Origin of the sequence: Mesorhizobium sp. M0598, from assembly GCF_040320865.1 — a bacterium.
Taxonomy (GTDB): domain Bacteria; phylum Pseudomonadota; class Alphaproteobacteria; order Rhizobiales; family Rhizobiaceae; genus Mesorhizobium.
The window spans coordinates 81,376-99,060 of record NZ_JAMYQL010000023.1; the positions used below are offsets into that span (position 1 = coordinate 81,376).

Sequence of the window (17,685 nt, forward strand, 5' to 3'; positions counted from 1 at the left end):
GGAGAAATCTCTTGGCCAGTTCCAACGGCGTCGCCCTCATCACCGGGGCATCGGCCGGGATCGGTGCGGTGTATGCCGACCGTCTCGCGAAGCGTGGTTATGACCTCGTCCTTGTGGCGCGCGATTTGACGCGCATGATGGCGCTCGGCGAGCGTCTTCGCAGCGAAACCGGCGTTGCGGTGGAGATCGTCCCGGCAGACCTCACCTTGGATGGCGACGTCGCGAAGATTGAACAGCGCCTGGGCGCCGACGACGTCACGCTGCTCGTCAACAATGCTGGCATGTCGTTGAAGGGGGGTATTCTCGAGAACGGCGCCCCCGAACTTTCGCGGATCATCGCGCTCAACATGACGGCGCCGACCCGCCTCGCCTCCGCCGCGGCGAAAGCCTTTGCAGCGAAGCGCGCTGGCGCGATCATCAACCTGTCCTCAGTGCTCGCGCTTGCGCCGGAGATGTTCGAGGGCGTCTACAGCGGCACCAAGGCCTATCTGCTCAATCTTAGCCAGGCGATGGCCGCCCAGCTCAAGGACAGGGGCGTCTATGTCCAGGTCGTGCTGCCCGGCGCCACGCGAACCGAGCTGTGGGAAAAGGCCGGCCGGGACATCGACTCCTTCCCCGAAGGCTTCCTGATGGAGGTCGGCGACATGGTCGATGCAGCTTTGGTCGGCTTTGACCGGGCGGAAACCGTCACGATACCGCCGCTGGCGGACGAAGAGCAGTTCACGGCCATGCAGCAGGCCCGCCTCGCGATGGCGCCGAACCTCTCGAAGAGCAACGTCGCGCCGCGGTACCGAAAACTGCGGTGATCTGACTCTGAATCGACGCTGAGACTGGCGCGGACTCTGACGGGCTCAGGCGGCTCGGCTTCTGCTTGCATGAGTCTCTGCTATTTGCACGATATCTCAGCGGCCAAGGCGGTCTTCGTTGCGCTGGTCTTGACTACCAAGGTTACAATCGAGCGTCTTCGAAGCGATGCCCGCGCAATTGTTTCGGAGACTGCCTCGCCGGTCGTCGAGTGCGGGTCCGATTGTGATTCCAAATCGAGATCAGATCGGAGTGACGGAGAATAGACGGTGCCCGCGATGAGAAATCCTGGGAGCTATTCGGCATTCGGCACTTTCGCTGGGAAGAAGTCCCGCGCAATGCGCTATTCTACGCTTCTATACTCTACAGCACTCTCCCTCACTCCCACTCGATGGTGCCTGGCGGTTTGCTCGTCACGTCGTAGACGACGCGGTTGATGCCGCGTACCTCGTTGATGATGCGGCTGGCGGCTGCTCCCAGGAATGCCATGTCGTAATGGTAGAAGTCTGCCGTCATGCCGTCGACCGAGGTGACGGCGCGCAGCGCGCAGACGAACTCGTAGGTGCGGCCGTCGCCCATCACGCCGACGGTCTGCACCGGCAGCAGCACGGCGAAGGCTTGCCAGATGGCGTCGTAGAGGCCGGCCTTGCGGATCTCGTCGAGATAGATGGCGTCGGCCTCGCGCAGGATCTCCAGCTTTTCGCGGGTGATGCCGCCCGGACAGCGGATGGCGAGACCGGGACCGGGGAACGGATGCCGGCCAATGAAGCTGTCGGGCAGGCCGAGCTCCTTGCCGAGCGCCCTCACCTCGTCCTTGAACAATTCGCGCAGCGGCTCGACCAACTGCATGTTCATGCGTTCGGGCAAGCCGCCGACATTGTGATGCGACTTGATGGTCACCGACGGGCCGCCGCTGAAAGAGACGCTTTCGATGACGTCGGGATAGAGGGTGCCTTGTGCCAGGAAATCGGCGCCGCCGAGCTTCTCGGCCTCCTCCTCGAACACTTCGATGAACAGCCGCCCGATGGTCTTGCGCTTCTTCTCGGGGTCCGACTCGCCCTCGAGCGCGCCGATGAAACGGTCCGAAGCGTCGACCAGGATCAGCGGCAGATTGTAATGCTGGCGAAACATCTCCACCACGCCTGATGCCTCGTCCTTGCGCATCAGACCGTGGTCGACAAGGATGCAGGTGAGCTGGTCGCCGAGCGCCTCATGGATCAGCAAGGCCGCGACCGAGGAATCGACGCCGCCCGACAGCGCGCAGATCACCTTGCCCTTGCCGACCTGCTTGCGGATCGTCTCGACCGCGTGCTCGCGGTAGGCGCGCATCGTCCAGTCGCCTTCGATGCCGGCGATGTTGTGGACGAAGTTCCGGATCAGCCTGGCGCCGTCCGGCGTATGCACCACTTCGGGGTGGAACATGAGGCCGTACATTTTGCGCTCGACATTGCCGAAGATGGCGAAGGGCGAGCCCTCCGATTTTCCGAGCACCTCGAACCCCTTGGGCAGTGAGATGACGCGATCGCCATGGCTCATCCACACCTGGTGGCGCTGGCCGGGCGCCCACAGGCCCTCGAACAGCGGGCTGTCCTCGGCGATCTCGACGAAGGCGCGGCCGAATTCGCGGTGGTCGGAGCTTTCGGCGACGCCGCCCATCTGCACGCACATCGCCATCTGGCCATAGCAGATGCCGAGCACCGGCACGCCGGCATCGAAGACGATCTGCGGCGCGCGCGGGCTGCCGATGTCGCCGGTCGAGGCCGGGCCGCCGGACAGGATCACCGCCCTCGGATTGATGCGCTTGAACGCCGCCTCGGCCGACTGGAAGGGCACGATCTCGGAAAAGACGCCGGCCTCGCGGATGCGGCGGGCGATCAGCTGGGTGAACTGGCTGCCGAAATCGACAATCAGGACGGTGTCGGGATGATTGGCTGTTTTCATGGCGAGCGTTTAGAGAAAGAAACGAGTCGGCGCAATGGGTTGTGAGGTCGCGCTTTCACTTCGATTCCGGCGTGTCGTCCTGAACGCCAGAGGCTTTGTCCATTGCATCAGTTTGCGTTGTATCGACTGACCGCAAGGCGCCCATCAGCGCCGCGAAACGCTCGTGACCAAGGCGGGCAACATAGCTCCGTTCGATCTGCAGCTTGATGCGGTCGCCATCGCGCAGGGCGTCCAGGCCCTTGCGGGTGTAGCGCACAAGCTTGCCGCGACCGTCTTGCGGATCGGGCAGACGCTGCAACACACCTTCCGTCTCCAGGCCATCGAGCAATTGCTGAATCGCCTGCTTTGAGATCGCCGAGCGCTCGATCAGCGCCGACTGGCGCATGCCGCCGCGCGGGATGTGTCCAAGCAGGCCGGCACGCGCTTCGGTGAACCAGTGATGGCCGGCAGCGCGCATCGCAGCGGCGAACTCGGTCTGCCAGGCGCGGCTCGCCTGCCACAGCCGCCAACCTATGTGATCCGGCAGCGTTTCAGGTTTTTCGTCAAGTCCCTTGACCACATTCTTCTCGCCCGATACATAGTCAAGCATCTTGACTACTAGTTCACTCTAAGTGGCGATGCCGGTCAAGGCAATCGGCGACTTCAATTCAGGAGGAAATCATGGCAGCACTTCAGAAGGAAACCCTTGCAATGCTCATTCCGGGCATGACCCACGTGTTGGAACGAAACGGCAAGGAGGCTTACGTCTATTTTGAAAGCGAGGGTGCCGCGCACATGCTGCTCGACGATGGCGAGGCGCGAAGCGGGCGCTGGCGGATGCTCGATGACGGTTATGTCGCCGACTGGGACACCGGCGCGACCGGACGCTGGGCCCTCGATCACGAGCCCGGGTCAGTCACTTACATCAATCGCGACAACGCCGTTCGCTTCAGGATGATCGGCGTGCTGTTCGGCAACGCTAAGAACCTGCCGCCCCAACAAGCTTGAAGTCGATCGCGCCGGAGGCGATCGCCTGTTCCAGCAGTTGCACCGCCGCGGCCAGCTTCTCGTCGATGACGTGCAGATATTCGGTCCAGTCGCCAACGTGTCTCAGATCGGCCGCGCCGTCGGAAATGCCGCGCAGGCCGATAAGCGGCACGTCGAACAGCTGGCAGGCGCGCACGCAGGCGAAGGTCTCCATATCGACCATGTCGGCGGCGATCGCGTCGTAGGCGGCGCCGGAGACGATTGCCGCCCCGGTCGACAGCGTCGCCTGTCTGACGCCTTGTATCCTGAACGGCAGCGGCACGCTGACAGGCAGGTCGAGGAACGGGGTGGCGCCCTTCTCGAACCCCAGGGGCGAGGCGTCCATGTCGCGGTAGCCAACCGAAACGGCCTGGTAGATTTCCGTCTGTTCCAGCGTCCGGCTGCCCGCCGACCCGAGCGACACGACGAGATCCGGCAGCGCCTTCCCGGCGTGCAGCCGGGACAGTTCGGCGCCGAGCCCGATACCTGCCTCGACCGGTCCGACGCCGGTCATCAGCGGCGTGAACAGCCGCTGCAGGTGTGGACCGTATTCGGCCTCGGCCGCCATGACGAAGAGAACGGACTTGCCGGACATCGGGGTGAGCTCATCAGGTGTCTTGCCGGCCATGATCGTCCATCCTCCCTACCCGCTCCTCAGCCCTCGATGCCGTCGCGGCCGAGCACTGTCATCATCGTTCCGGTCATTGTGGCAATCAGCTTGGCCTCGCCATCGACGGCGAACGCATAGGCTTGTCCGTCGGCGACGATGATGGTGCGGCCGGGCTTGGTCACCGAGCCGCGGAACAGGAAGCGCTCGCCCCTGCCGGGCGCCAGCAGATTGACCTTGAACTCGATGGTCAGCACGCCGGAATTTTCCGGCATCAGCGAGAATGCCGCATAGCCGCAGGCCGAGTCGAGAGCCGTCGAAATGACGCCGGCATGGAGAAAGCCGTGCTGCTGCGTCAGCGCCGCAGAATAGGGCATTTCGATCTCGATGATGCCGGGCGTCACCAGCGTCAGCTCGGCGCCAATCGTCATCATCGCGTTCTGGCGCGCGAAGGACGTCCTGACGCGGTCCTCATAATCGGGAGCAGGAACGATCTTTGCTGCCATGGCCGTCGCCCTTTGTTTCTCGGCAAATCTTATTGCAAAGGCATTTATCGCAGAGGGGTGGGCGGCAGGCAATCGCAAATGCTGCACTGCAGCATTCGGCTTAGCCCTGTATCGATGACAACGATTCAGCCGGCCCGCCGCAGCGCGCAGAAGTAAAAGCCGTCGGTGCCGCTCAGCAATGGCGACAGCGAAATGCCGCCCGCAGCGCCAATGCGCATTGCCGCTTCGTGGCCCGCAAAACGGCTGTCCCAAAGCTGGCGGTGATCGACCGGGACAAAATCGGGATGGCGGTCCCGGAACGCCGAAACCTGGTCGCCATTCTCCTCGTCGAACACCGAACAGGTGATATAGACCAGCAGGCCACCGGGTTTGACGAAGTCCCTGGCGGCATCGAGTATCGTCTCCTGCTCGCCCTTGCGGGCGTCGAGCTGTCTCTGCGTCAGCCGCCATTTGGCATCCGGCCGGCGCCGCCAGGTGCCGCTGCCGGTGCAGGGCGCATCGATCAGGACGATATCCATGTGCTTGCCGAGCGGCGCCAGTTCGGCCGGCTTGGTGACGATCTGCACATTGCGGTTTTCCGAACGGCGGATGCGGTCGAAGATCGGCGCCAGCCTTGCCTTCTCGGCATCATGGGCGAAGATCTGGCCGCGATTGTCCATCGCCGCGGACAGCGCCAGCGTCTTGCCTCCGGCGCCGGCGCAGAAGTCGAGCACCTGCATCCCAGGCTCGGCGCCGGCCAGTTCGGCCGCAATCTGCGAACCCTCGTCCTGAACCTCGAACCAACCTTTCTGGAAGGCCGGTTCGGCCTGCACGTTCGGGTGCCTGCCATCGCCTTCGATCGGCGGGATGCGGATGCCGTGCGGCGCGATCCGGGCAGGCTTGGCGCCGGTCTCCGCCAATTCGGCCAGCACCTTGCCGCGCTCGGCCTTCAGCGTATTGACCCTGAGGTCGAGCGGCGGGCGAGTGCCAAGAGCGGCACCCTCTTCCACCCAGGCCGTGCCGAACGCCCGCTCGAACAGCGGCATGCACCAGTCGGGGATGTCTGCCCTGACGGCCGGCGGCGCATCGGCAAGCCGGCGACCGCCGAGCGTTTTCAATTCGTCGTCGGTAAGCAGCGGCGGCGCGAACTTGTCGCCCTCGAGCGCCTCGTTCAGCGACTGCGCCGTCTGGCCCCATTCGAGCAGCAGCGCGCCGAAGCCGATGGCGCGCGGCGTGTCTTCGCCCAACAGCCAGCCGGCCGAGCGCTTGCGGCGCAGCGCGTCATAGACGATGTTGCCGATCGCGGCACGGTCGCCGCCACCGGCGAAGCGGTGCGACAGGCCCCAGTCCTTCAGCGCATCGGCCACCGGACGGTGGCGCCGGCCAATGTCGTCAAGCACTTCGATGGCTGCCGCCAGCCGCCCGCCCAGTCTCATTGTCGTCTTCCATTACTCAGCAAATTAATTCCGGCCCTGCTCTTAGAGCTTTTCGTGCCCTGATTGAAACAGTTCTGTTTCGCCGACGGCGAGACGATCCATGCCGAGGGTGACGAATGTGGGTTGGTGCATCGCGAGCCGCCGCCACCAAGCGGGCGCCGGCATGCGGAACGAAACAATTCGATAAATATATTACACGTTTCTAATGTACGTGTCTGGTGCTCACAAGCATAGCGGCTTGCGAAACTGCTCTGCTTTGCAAGTTTTCCGGTTGCGAATACTCTTTGCGCGGTGATTCGCGTCGCAGAAAAAGCGGAGCCGCGGGTCGTTACGAGGAGAGGGCAATGAAAACTTATCTGGCGGAAGTTCTAGGCACGTTTCTATTGGTGTTCATCGGCACGGCTTCGGTGGTGACGGGCGGCTTCGGCGGCGCGCTGCCGCTTGGCCAGGAAGGCATCGGTCTGGCGTTCGGCATCGGCCTGATAGCGGCCGCTTACGCGATCGGCCCGATTTCCGGCGCGCACCTCAATCCGGCGGTGACGCTCGGTGTGTTCCTCGCCGGGCGGATGCCGGCCAGGGATGTGATTCCGTACTGGATCGCGCAGGTCATCGGCGCCATCATCGCGTCGCTGGCGCTGTGGATCATCGTCTCCGGACAGGTAGGCGGCCACACCGGCGGCTTCGGCGCCAATGGCTGGGACGTGACGAAATGGGGCGTCAGCTCGGCCTTCCTGTGGGAGCTGATCGGCACCTTCACCTTCGTCACGGTGATCCTCGGCGTCACCAACGCCAAGCACACGACGGCCTTCGCCGGCCTGGTCATCGGCCTGACGCTGGCCGGACTGCACTTCGCCATCATTCCGGTGACCGGCACATCGCTCAACCCGGCCCGTTCGATCGGACCGGCGCTGTTTTCGGGAACTGCGGCGATCGGCCAGCTGTGGCTGTTCATCGTCGCGCCGCTGATCGGCGGCGCCATCGCCGGCGTGGTCGCCAAGGCCGGTATCTTCGAGAAAGACTGACTTTTCGAAGGCTTCATGGAAAAGGCGCGGGTCGAGGCCCGCGCCTTTTTTGTTGCGTCGAGAATTCGTATGCCCGGATCACGCCGCGAGGTCAAAACGGTCGGCGTTCATCACCTTGGCCCAGGCCGCGACGAAATCCTTGGCAAACTTCCGCCCGGCGTCGGCCGATCCGTAGACCTCGGCAAGCGCACGCAATTGCGCGTGCGAGCCGAAGATCAGGTCCGCGCGGGTGCCGGTCCACTTGACTGCCCTGGTCTTGCGGTCGCGCGCCTCGTAGACTTCATCGGAGCCGGCGGCCGGATCCCAGACCGTGTTCATGGAGAGCAGGTTGACGAAGAAATCGTTGGTCAACGTGCCCGGCCTGTCGGTGAACACGCCGTGCTTCGACTGACCGGTGTTGGCGCCGAGCACCCGCAACCCGCCGACGAGCACCGTCATCTCCGGCGCCGTCAAGGTCAGCAGCTGCGCCCGGTCGACCAGCATCGCTTCGACCGACATCGGCTGCTTGCCCCTGACATAATTGCGGAAGCCATCGACTTTCGGCTCGAGCGCGGCGAAGGACTGGACGTCGGTCTGTTCCTGCGAAGCGTCCATGCGGCCCGGCGTGAAAGGAACCTGCACGTCATGGCCGCCGTCCTTGGCCGCCTTCTCGACCGCGGCGACGCCGCCGAGAACGATGAGGTCGGCAAGCGAGATCTTCTTGCCGCCGGACTGCGAGTTATTGAAGCCCTTCTGGATGCCTTCGAATGTCTCGAGCACCTTGGCCAGCTGCGCCGGCTGATTGACCTCCCAATCCTTCTGTGGCGCCAGGCGGATGCGGGCGCCGTTGGCGCCGCCGCGCTTGTCGGAGCCGCGGAAAGTCGAGGCCGAGGCCCAGGCGGTCGAGACCAGTTCGGAAACGGACAGGCCGGAGGCCAGGATCTTCGCCTTCAGCGAGGCGATGTCCTGTTCGCTGACCAGCTCGTGGTCGATTGCCGGTATCGGGTCCTGCCAGATCAGCTCTTCCTTTGGCACGAGCGGGCCGAGATAGCGGACGGCCGGACCCATGTCGCGATGGGTCAGCTTGAACCAGGCGCGGGCGAAGGCATCGGCGAACTGATCAGGATTCTGATGGAACCGCCGCGAGATCTTCTCATAGGCCGGGTCGACGCGTAGCGCGAGGTCGGTGGTCAGCATCGCCGGCGCGCGGCGCTTCGAGGGATCGTGCGCGTCCGGCACGGTGCCTGCACCGGCGCCGCCCTTCGGCGTCCACTGATGGGCGCCGGCCGGGCTCTTGGTCAGCTCCCATTCGTAGTTGAACAGATTGTCGAAGAAGTTGTTGCTCCATTTGGTCGGCGTCGTGGTCCAGGTCACCTCGAGGCCCGAGGTGATGGCGTCGCCGGCAATGCCGGTGGCGTGCTTGCTCGACCAGCCGAGGCCCTGCGCCTCGATGCCGGCGCCTTCCGGCTCCGCCCCGACCAGCGATGCATCACCGGCGCCGTGGGTCTTGCCGAAGGTGTGACCGCCGGCGATGAGCGCCACGGTTTCCTCGTCGTTCATGGCCATGCGAGCGAAGGTCTCGCGAATGTCGCGCGCCGCGGCCAATGGATCGGGCGTGCCGTTCGGCCCTTCCGGGTTGACGTAGATCAGCCCCATCTGCACGGCGCCGAGATGGCCCTGAAGTTCGCGGTCGCCGGAATAGCGCTCGTCGGCGAGCCACTTGGTTTCCGATCCCCAGTCGACGTCCTGCTCGGGCTCCCAGACATCGGCGCGGCCGCCGGCGAAGCCGAAGGTCTTGAAGCCCATCGATTCCAGCGCGACGTTGCCGGTGAGGATCAACAGGTCGGCCCAGGAGATCTTCCTACCGTATTTCTGCTTGACCGGCCACAGCAGCCGGCGCGCCTTGTCGAGATTGGCGTTGTCCGGCCAGCTGTTGAGTGGCGCGAAACGCTGCTGGCCGGCGCCGGCGCCGCCACGGCCGTCGCCGATGCGATAGGTGCCGGCGCTGTGCCAGGCCATGCGGATGAAGAGCGGGCCGTAATGACCGAAATCGGCCGGCCACCAATCCTGCGAATCGGTCATCACCTGGTGCAGATCCCTGATCACCGCATCGAGATCGAGGCTCTTGAATTCCTTGGCGTAGTCGAAGTCCTCGTCCATCGGGTCCGAGAGGCTGGACTGCTGATGGAGGACGCCAAGGTCAAGCTGGTTCGGCCACCAGTCACGGTTGCTCCTCCTGGCCGATCCATGTGGGACCGGGCATTTGCCGGCGCTGTTGTCGTCGGTTTTCGCGTCCATCTTTGCCTCCGATTTGTTGATTGTCCGGGATTTTGTTGATTTTCCGGGCAGGGCCAGCGGCCGCGCCATTCTGGAATGGTTCCAGACTAGCCCGCCCAGCCGATAAAGACAAATTGCCTTTGCTGTTTATTCTGATAGGTTTTCCTTATGATCGGTTTGACCGTCCGGCAGATGCATTATTTCGAGGCGCTGGCGCAGACGCTGCATTTCGGCCGTGCCGCAAAACTCGCCGGCGTCAGCCAGCCGGCGCTGTCTTCGCAGATCGCCGAGATGGAGCTGCGGCTGAATTGCCGTCTGTTCGAGCGCGGCGGCAAGGTGGTGCGGATGACCGACGAGGCCGTGGCCCTGCTGCCGCGCATCGAGCGCATTCTTGCCGACGTCCGCGACGTCGAGGCGACGGCCCGGCGCGGCCGCCCGGCGCTGGAAGGCCGCTTCCGGCTCGGCATCATCCCGACGGTGGCGCCCTATCTCTTGCCGCATGTGCTGCCGGAGCTGAAACAGCATTTCCCGGCCTTACAGCTGGAACTGCGCGAGGCGGTGACCGCGTCGCTGGTCGACGACACCAGTTCGGGAAGGCTCGACGCCTTCGTCGCGGCGCTGCCCCTCGATTACCCGGGCTTGGTTACCGAGGAACTTTTCTCCGACCGGTTCTTCCTGGCCGTGCCGGCCGGCGATCCCGCCTTCGCCTCGCCGCCGGTGCCACCGGAGAGCCCGGCACTGGAGCGGCTTATGCTGCTGGAGGAAGGCCATTGCCTGCGCGAACAGGCCCTCGCCGTCTGCGGCAACGTGCGGCCGGTGGCGATGGCAAGCTACGGCGCGACCAGCCTGACGACGCTCTTACAGATGGTGGCGCATGGGCTCGGCGTCACGCTCATCCCCGAGATGGCGGCGGGGCCAGCCAGCACTATCCCCGATTTGAAGATCGTGCCGTTCCAGGAGCCGATGCCGCAACGCACGATCTGCCTGGCGTGGCGACGCAACAAGGTTCGCCACGACGAATGCGTCGAACTGGCCAAGATCATTCGCGGGCTGGATACGGCGGTGCTGGCAGCGTAGAGCGGCGGGTCAAGGATCCGGTTTTAGTCCCGAAGCCAACCCGCAAGAAAGGAACGGCTTCAATCATGTTCCCAGGCTGCGAGCAACGGGCCGTTGCTTCCATAGACAGGGTCCTTGCGCGGACGGCCGACCCTGGGGATCGTGACGACTGCCTTGGCATGGTCGGCGGCGGTCGTACACAGGTCATAGGTGCCGGATGGAGGATAGGCGCCGACGACCAAAAAGTCGTCGGATGCGGAAAGACGCTGGTGCCCGGTGCCGGCCGGAAGCACCGCGACGTCGCCGGCCTTCAGCGACAGCGTACGTCCCTTGCTGCCGCCAAAGCGGACCTTGGCCGTGCCGCGCGCAACGCCCAGCGCCTCGTGTATCCGCGAATGGTAGTGGACGTAACCGTAGATGCCGTTGCGCCAGCTATCGCCCCAGCCATTTGCCTCGAACAGCGCCTCCATGACAGCCGCAGGATCGAAGCCTTCGGGCAACTTCACAGCGCCGCGATAGACGACAAGCGGCCAGAACGGATGGTTGGGCACCAGGCCATCATCCCCAAACCGAAACGTATTCGGTTTACGCGGCCTGACCAGATCGGGAACCTCGCGCCGGCCCGGTCTGGCGATGCCAGTGACCTGCTCGACGGCTTTCTTCGTAGTTTGCAAAATGCTCATGGTGTGGCCTTGGATTGGTGGTGGCTTCATGCCGACTTAACCGGCTGCACGGCGCTCGGTTCCGCTGAGGGTAGAGATCTGCGATCTGTGCGGTCGGCATTTGACATCCGGGCACATCGAAGCCGCCCAAGTTTCAAGACTTGAACACCGCAAGCATGTGAATATCCAATCAGTCCCGCCGCTGTGTCGTCCCATGGCACGGATGAGACGATACACTGTTTACCACAGCGCTCGCGACAGCTCGCGAAACGGGCGACCCGCAGAGGCTTTTTTCGTGTTATGATGCACCTGCAACGCGCGTAATCTCGACCTCGGCAATATGGCAAAGGTCGAAAGCAATTTTTGCCCTGGCGTCCCCCAGCACGGACTCAACCCCCGATGACTGGGTGTGCTTACCCGGGCGAGGAGGTTGTCCATGTCCACGAGTAATGTCGAACGCCCGCTGCAGCCGGGCGACCGGGCGCCCAATATTATTCTCGATGCGATCTCCCGCGAAGGCAAAATCGCGCTCACTGATTTTCGAGGTCGTAGCCCATTGTTGATCGGCTTGTTTCGAGGCCTGCACTGTGCGTTCTGCCGGCGCAATGTCGCGGCTATGGCGCAACTCAAGCCGGCCCTGGCTGAGAAAGGCGTCGAATGCCTGGCGGTCGTCAATACGCCGGTAGAGCGGGCACGGCTCTATTTCCGTTACCATCCGACACCCGATCTTCTCGCCGCGTCCGACCCGGAGCGGGCCTCGCACCGTGCTTTCGGCTTGCGCGAGATCGGGATGGACAAGGTCATGGGGATCCGTATCGATCTCCCGGGTGAGTTGCCCGAGCCTATGGACCCCATCGCAATAAACGAGTTGCTCAACAAGAAGGAGGGGTATGAGATTACGGAAGCCGATCAGCAGATGATGGCTTCCGCTAAGGAGCTGCTGGTTGGTCAGTTTCTCATCGACCGAGGGGGCATTGTACGCTGGAGCTTCACTGAAGTTCTGGAGGCTGGCCTCAATACCCCCAAGGCGCCGAATCCGGAGGAATTGATGTCAGCGGCTTCCCAAGTTGCACATTAATGGGCTGCGGAAATAGGCGGCTGACAACTCGCTCGACGACCGCGCCCTTCCCGCTCACTACCGGGGAAAGGCCGTCCTGGGTCAAAACCTGAAGATCGTGGATGACCGCTTCGCGTCCGATCTCGGCCGTAGAGATCAGCTTCTCCGCGTCCTGAAAGCAGACATCGCAAGCGAGGACTCCGGAGGTCGCGGTTGCGCCCTCAAGCCCCGCCCGGTCGACCAGATAGAAGATCGCATTGGCCTCGCCGCCCGGCATCGTCTCGCTGAACTGGATGCGGCTGTTAGGCTGGATCAGACCGAGCAGGGTCTCCGCCGCACCTCGACGCCGAGATCGCGCAGATCGTGGCCGTTGCCGCGCCGCGCCGATTTTCTGGAGTGATAAGCCGCGCCCGACGCGGCGAATTCGTGACCCTACTCGGCGGCCGTCTCCGATGGCACCTCTGCCGGCCCCGAAGGCTCGGCCTCGGCACGGGGCTTGCGCCGTGAAAACAGCGACCTGAGCGTGACGTAGAACACCGGCGTCAGGAACAGGCCGACGAAGGTGACGCCGAGCATGCCGGAGAATACCGCGGTGCCGAGCGACTGGCGCATTTCTGCGCCCGGGCCCGTTGCGATCATCAGCGGCACGACGCCGAGGATGAACGAGAAGGCGGTCATCAGGATCGGCCGCAGCCTGAGCCGGCAGGCTTCGACGGCAGCCTCGGCGGCCGACAGCCCGCGTTCCTGCGCCTGCCGCGCGAATTCGACGATCAGGATCGCGTTCTTGGCGGCAAGCCCGATCAGCACGATGAGGCCGATCTGCACTAGGATGTTGTTGTCCAGCCCTCGGAACGACACGCCGACCAACGCCGCGAGCACGCCGAGCGGCACCACCAGCACAATGGCGAACGGCAGCACCCAGCTTTCATATTGCGCCGCCAGCGCCAGGAACACGAACAACACCGACAGTCCGAAGATATAGACAGCGGCATTGCCGGTGTTGCGCTCCTGATAGGCGAGCTCGGTCCATTCATAGGAGGTACCGGCCGGCAGCGTCTTTGCCGTGATCCCTTCCATCAATGCCAGCGCGTCGCCCGTGGAAACGCCGGGCGCGGCGTTGCCCTGCAGCGGCACCGAAACGTACATGTTGTAGCGCTGGACCAGCGCCGGGCCGGTGACGTCGCGGATCTCGACCAATGTGCCGAGCGGAACCAGCGCGCCGGTCGCCGATCGCACCTTCAGTTTCAAGATGTCGGCGCGATCGAGACGGAACGCCTGGTCGGCCTGCGCCCGCACCTGGTAGACGCGCCCGAAAGCGTTGAAGTCGTTGACGTAGGCGGTGCCCAAATTGATCGACAGCGCCTCGAAGATGTTGGGGATCGGCACGTTCAGGATGCGCGCCTTGTCGCGATCGATCGCCAGGAAGAATTGCGGGCTCGACGCGGAGAACGTGGTGAACACACCCGTCAGCCCCGGCGTCTTGTTGGCCTTGCCGGCGATTTCGTTGGCAAGCGCCAGGATCTGCCGCATGTCGGCGCTGTTGCGCTCCTGGATCTGCAGCTTGAAGCCGCCGGCATTGCCGACGCCGCGGATCGGCGGCGGCGGCAGTGCGATAATGAATGCTTCCTTGATGCTTTGCAGGCTGCCGAACAGATTGCCGATGACCTGGGTCGCCGACTGGCCGGCTTTCAGTCGCTCGTCAAACGGCTTGAACCTGGCGAAGATCACGCCCGCGTTGCTGGCGTTGGTGAAGGTCGCGCCGGAGAAGCCGGCGAAGGCGACTGCGTAGTCGACGCCTGGCGTTTTCTGGATGATCTGCGACGCCTGCTGGATGACCGCATCGGTCCTCGACAGCGAAGCGCCGTCCGGCAACTGGATGACGACGATCGCATAGCCCTGGTCAAGCGACGGAATGAAACCGCGCGGCACCGACTGCACCATGTAGACCGTGGCGTAGATGAGGGCCGCGAAAACGGCCAGCATGGCGGCGATCGTTATCCACGAGCCGACCAGCACGCGGATGATGCTCGAATACCAATGGGCGACCCTGTCGAAGCCGCGATTGAAGCCGTCGGCGAGCGCCCGTCCGAACCGCGCCAGGAAAAAGCGCGGCGGCGCCGCCGCGGCGTGATGCGGCTTGAACAGCAGTGCGGCCAGCGCCGGCGAAAGCGTCAGCGAATTGAATGCCGAGATCGCCGTCGACACCGCGATGGTGATCGCAAACTGCAGATAGAACTGCCCAGAAATGCCGGGGATGAAGGCTGTCGGTACGAACACGGCTATCAGCACCAGCGAGATCGCGATGACGGCCGTTCCGACTTCGTCCATGGTCAGGTGCGACGCCGGATTGGGCGCCAGCCCTCTGGCGATATTGCGCTCGACGTTTTCGACCACGACGATCGCATCGTCGACGACGATGCCGATCGCCAGAACGAGGCCGAACAGCGTCAGCATGTTGAGCGAGAAGCCGGCGGCGTAAAGCACCGCCAGCGTGCCGATCAGCGACACGGGGATCGCCACGATCGGCACGATCGCCATGCGCCACGATTGCAGGAAGACGATGATGACGATGATGACCAGCAGCATCGCCTCGAGAATCGTCTTGTAGACCTCCTGGATCGACTCGGCGACGAACTCGGTCGGATTGTAGACGATGTCGTAGCTCAACCCCTTCGGGAAGTCGCGGGAAAGCTCCTTCATCTTGTCCTGGATCTCCGCGGCTGCGGCGAGCGCATTGGTGCCCGGCCGCTGGAAGATGGCGAGCGCCACCGCCGGTTTGCCGTTGAGATAGGAGTTGGTGACGTAATCCTTGGCGCCGAGCTCGATGCGCGCCACGTCCTGCAGCGAGATCAGGCGGCCGTCGTCGGTCGATTTGACGATCACGTATCGGAAGTCGCGTGCGTCGTTGAAGCGGCCTTGCGTGGTGACCGTGTACTGGAACGCCGTGCCGGTGCTGGTCGGCGGCGCGCCGATCGAGCCGCCCGACACCTGGACGTTCTGGTCGCGCAGCGCCTGCACCACATCGCCCGAGGTCATCCCCAGGGCGGACAGTTTTTCCGGATCGAGCCAGATGCGCAGCGAATATTCGCGTTCGCCGAAGATGATGAGGTCGCCGACGCCGTCTAGTCTGAGCAGTATGTCGCGCACCCGCGAGCGGGCGTAGTTCGAGACGTAGAGCTGGTCGTAGGTATTGTCGGGCGACAGCATGTGCACGACCATCATCAGGTCGGGCGAGCTCTTGGTGGTGGTGATGCCGAGGCGGCGGACTTCTTCGGGCAGGCGCGGCTCGGCGACCGACACGCGGTTCTGCACCAGCACCTGAGCCTGGTCGAGATCGGTGCCCAGCTTGAAGGTGATGGTCAGCGCCATCGCCCCGTCGCCCGACGAATAGGACGACATGTAGAGCATGCCCTCGACGCCGTTGATCTCCTGCTCGATCGGCGTTGCCACCGTCGCTGCGACCGTCTCGGCGTCGGCGCCCGGATACTGCGCGCGAACGACGATGGTCGGCGGCGCGATCTCGGGATATTGCGCGACCGGCAGCTGGGTATAAGCAATCCCGCCGAGGATCACCAGGACGATCGAAACGACCGATGCGAAGATCGGACGGTCGACGAAGAAATGTGCGAACCTCATTGCTGCAACTCGGCGGTCTCGGCCTTGGGCGGCAACGTCACCATCTCGACCTTCACCTTGGTGCCCGGCCTGGCGTGCATCAGCCCTTTGACGATGATTGTCTCGTCGCCGGTCAGGCCCTGGCGGATGACCCGGTAGCCGTCGAGAAGCGGGCCGGTGCGCACTGGCTTCGCCGACACCATCCCGGCCTCGTCCACCAGGAACACGATGCGGCGATCCTGATCGGCGCCGATCGCCTCGTCGGGCACCAGCACGCCGCTATGCGGCAGCGACCCCGGCACGTTGATGCGCCCGAACATGCCTGGCTGGAGAATGCCATCGGCGTTGGGAAACCTTGCACGTACCCGCATGGTGCCGGTCGCGTTGTCGATCCGGTTCTCGGCAAAATCGAGCTTGCCTTTGAATACCGCCTCCGCGCGGTCGGCGACGCGAACCACCACCTCGAGCCCGCCGGCGCCTTCCTGCATGCTGCCGCCGCGCTCCTTCGCGTCGCGGGCATAGCTGAAATACAGGCGCTCATCGACGTCGAAATAGAAGTCGATCGGATCGCGCGTAACGATGGTCGTCAGCAAGGTGGAATCCGGCTGCACGAGGTTGCCGACCGACACCAGCCGGCGGTCGATGCGGCCGGACAAGGGCGCCTTGATCTCGGTGAATTCCATGTTCAGGCTGGCCGTCGTCAGCGCAGCCGTCGCGCCCTGCATCTGCGCCTGCGCCGAAAGGTATTCCCGCCGGCGGTCGTCGACCGTCGCGGTTGAGATATTGCCGGTCTTGGCGAGTTCGTCGGCGCGATCCAGCTGCATCTTGGAGAATTCGAGCAGACTCTTGGCGACGTCCACTTGCGACTTGGCGGCATCATAAGCCGCCTGGTACGGACGCTCGTCGATGGTGAAGAGCAGGTCGCCCTTGTTGACCAGTGCGCCGTCCTGGAAGCTGACCTTGTCCAGATAGCCGCTGACGCGCGAACGGATGGCGACCTGGTCGACGGCTTCGAAGCGCCCGACGAACTCGTCGTCTTCGACGATTTCACGGACCACCGGCTTGGCCGCTGTCACCACGGGTAGCTGCTGGTCCTGCGCAAACGCAGTGCTGCTGAAAGCCATGCCGAGCAGGAATGCCGCCGACACGGCGGCGCGGGAAAGCCAGCCGGCCGATCGACACGGTCGCCCGCCCGTGTCGCGATGCAATTGCCCATTCTCTGGGGTGTCCATTTGCGTCCTCGCTCGCTGGACCCGGAGGTCGGTTGATCCGCTTCTACGCTCAGGCTTTTCGTCGAGATCAGATCACTGCAGTGTTGTGCATGGCAACATGATCATTTTCCATGTGGGCTGAAATGTCCACCCTGTGGCTGCCCCGCCACCCGCCACTGGCAACGCAGATTCACCGGGCGGTCCGGGACGCCATTGAGAGGGGACGGCTAGACCCGGGAGCAGACCTTGGTCCCGTCGGGCTGAACGTCCGCAATCCTTCTTCAAACGTTAAAGCCGCCATTCCGCTATCGGCCCCGAGGCTGCCGGTCTGCAACGCGCCCCAAGGTCGGCCGTTAAAGTTAGTTGTGCCACCGCCTTACAGCGGACATCACCGGCGACCGCGCTTGAGGGCGTAGTTGCGCCAGCGAACGAACCCGCTCGCGGGAGGGGCGCGGGGTTTGAGGCGTGAGCTTCGTTGGCAGCGTCGGTGAGGCTTTAATCGATCAGGGGTGACGGACGGCCATCGGC

The 17,685-nt window shown here is 64.0% G+C and carries 14 protein-coding genes; 5 read left to right on the plus strand and 9 right to left on the minus strand.

Translation table 11 applies throughout. The features are described from left to right. The first annotated feature begins 11 nt into the window (after window positions 1–11). Window positions 12–806, plus strand: coding sequence for an SDR family NAD(P)-dependent oxidoreductase (locus tag NKI59_RS24410; RefSeq protein ID WP_352707382.1), 795 nt, complete (start codon window positions 12–14; stop codon window positions 804–806). A 376-nt stretch (window positions 807–1,182) separates the two neighbouring features. On the opposite strand, the gene guaA is transcribed toward NKI59_RS24410, so the two are convergent. Both guaA and NKI59_RS24420 read right to left on the minus strand, forming a co-directional pair. Next, window positions 1,183–2,745 carry a glutamine-hydrolyzing GMP synthase gene (gene guaA, locus NKI59_RS24415; protein WP_352707385.1) on the minus strand — a complete coding sequence of 521 codons (1,563 nt, stop codon included), beginning with the start codon at window positions 2,743–2,745 and terminating at the stop codon, window positions 1,183–1,185. Between the two features lie 55 nt (window positions 2,746–2,800). Beyond that, window positions 2,801–3,334 (minus strand): MarR family winged helix-turn-helix transcriptional regulator, encoded by a 534-nt coding sequence (locus NKI59_RS24420; protein WP_352707387.1) that lies wholly within the window; start codon window positions 3,332–3,334, stop codon window positions 2,801–2,803. A gap of 71 nt (window positions 3,335–3,405) precedes the next feature. Here NKI59_RS24420 and NKI59_RS24425 point away from each other — a divergent pair, with 71 nt between their 5' ends. After that, window positions 3,406–3,732 carry a hypothetical protein gene (locus NKI59_RS24425; protein ID WP_352707390.1) on the plus strand — a complete coding sequence of 109 codons (327 nt, stop codon included), beginning with the start codon at window positions 3,406–3,408 and terminating at the stop codon, window positions 3,730–3,732. Here the strand turns inward: NKI59_RS24425 and NKI59_RS24430 are convergent. From NKI59_RS24430 to NKI59_RS24440, 3 genes are all read right to left on the minus strand, one after another. Beyond that, entirely contained in the window at window positions 3,704–4,378 is a 675-nt protein-coding gene (locus NKI59_RS24430) for a 5'-methylthioadenosine/S-adenosylhomocysteine nucleosidase (protein WP_352707392.1), read from the minus strand. The two genes, NKI59_RS24425 and NKI59_RS24430, sit on opposite strands and share 29 nt — an antisense overlap. 26 nt (window positions 4,379–4,404) lie before the next feature. Continuing rightward, window positions 4,405–4,863 (minus strand): PaaI family thioesterase, encoded by a 459-nt coding sequence (locus NKI59_RS24435; protein WP_023677140.1) that lies wholly within the window; start codon window positions 4,861–4,863, stop codon window positions 4,405–4,407. A 125-nt stretch (window positions 4,864–4,988) separates the two neighbouring features. After that, window positions 4,989–6,278 (minus strand): RsmB/NOP family class I SAM-dependent RNA methyltransferase, encoded by a 1,290-nt coding sequence (locus tag NKI59_RS24440; protein ID WP_352707394.1) that lies wholly within the window; start codon window positions 6,276–6,278, stop codon window positions 4,989–4,991. Between the two features lie 344 nt (window positions 6,279–6,622). Here NKI59_RS24440 and NKI59_RS24445 point away from each other — a divergent pair, with 344 nt between their 5' ends. Then, window positions 6,623–7,300, plus strand: a complete 678-nt coding sequence (locus NKI59_RS24445; protein WP_023677138.1) for an MIP/aquaporin family protein — start codon at window positions 6,623–6,625, stop codon at window positions 7,298–7,300. 78 nt (window positions 7,301–7,378) lie between these two features. Here the strand turns inward: NKI59_RS24445 and katG are convergent, their stop codons facing one another. After that, window positions 7,379–9,577 (minus strand): catalase/peroxidase HPI, encoded by a 2,199-nt coding sequence (katG, locus tag NKI59_RS24450; protein WP_352707396.1) that lies wholly within the window; start codon window positions 9,575–9,577, stop codon window positions 7,379–7,381. 147 nt (window positions 9,578–9,724) lie between these two features. Here katG and NKI59_RS24455 point away from each other — a divergent pair, with 147 nt between their 5' ends. Then, complete coding sequence (locus NKI59_RS24455) at window positions 9,725–10,633, plus strand: hydrogen peroxide-inducible genes activator (RefSeq protein WP_352707398.1); 909 nt, start codon at window positions 9,725–9,727, stop codon at window positions 10,631–10,633. A gap of 59 nt (window positions 10,634–10,692) precedes the next feature. Here the strand turns inward: NKI59_RS24455 and NKI59_RS24460 are convergent, their stop codons facing one another. Continuing rightward, window positions 10,693–11,295 carry a cupin gene (locus NKI59_RS24460; protein ID WP_352707400.1) on the minus strand — a complete coding sequence of 201 codons (603 nt, stop codon included), beginning with the start codon at window positions 11,293–11,295 and terminating at the stop codon, window positions 10,693–10,695. A 415-nt stretch (window positions 11,296–11,710) separates the two neighbouring features. Between NKI59_RS24460 and NKI59_RS24465 the strand changes: the two genes are divergently transcribed. Continuing rightward, on the plus strand, window positions 11,711–12,352 hold the full coding sequence (locus tag NKI59_RS24465) for a peroxiredoxin-like family protein (protein WP_352593740.1): 642 nt from the start codon (window positions 11,711–11,713) through the stop codon (window positions 12,350–12,352). Between the two features lie 411 nt (window positions 12,353–12,763). On the opposite strand, the gene NKI59_RS24470 is transcribed toward NKI59_RS24465, so the two are convergent. Both NKI59_RS24470 and NKI59_RS24475 read right to left on the minus strand, forming a co-directional pair. Then, window positions 12,764–15,967: an efflux RND transporter permease subunit gene (locus NKI59_RS24470; protein ID WP_352707402.1), complete on the minus strand. Its 3,204-nt coding sequence runs from the start codon at window positions 15,965–15,967 to the stop codon at window positions 12,764–12,766. Then, window positions 15,964–17,070, minus strand: coding sequence for an efflux RND transporter periplasmic adaptor subunit (locus NKI59_RS24475; protein ID WP_051406143.1), 1,107 nt, complete (start codon window positions 17,068–17,070; stop codon window positions 15,964–15,966). Before NKI59_RS24475 ends, NKI59_RS24470 begins: the two co-directional genes overlap by 4 nt. Window positions 17,071–17,685 lie beyond the last annotated feature (615 nt).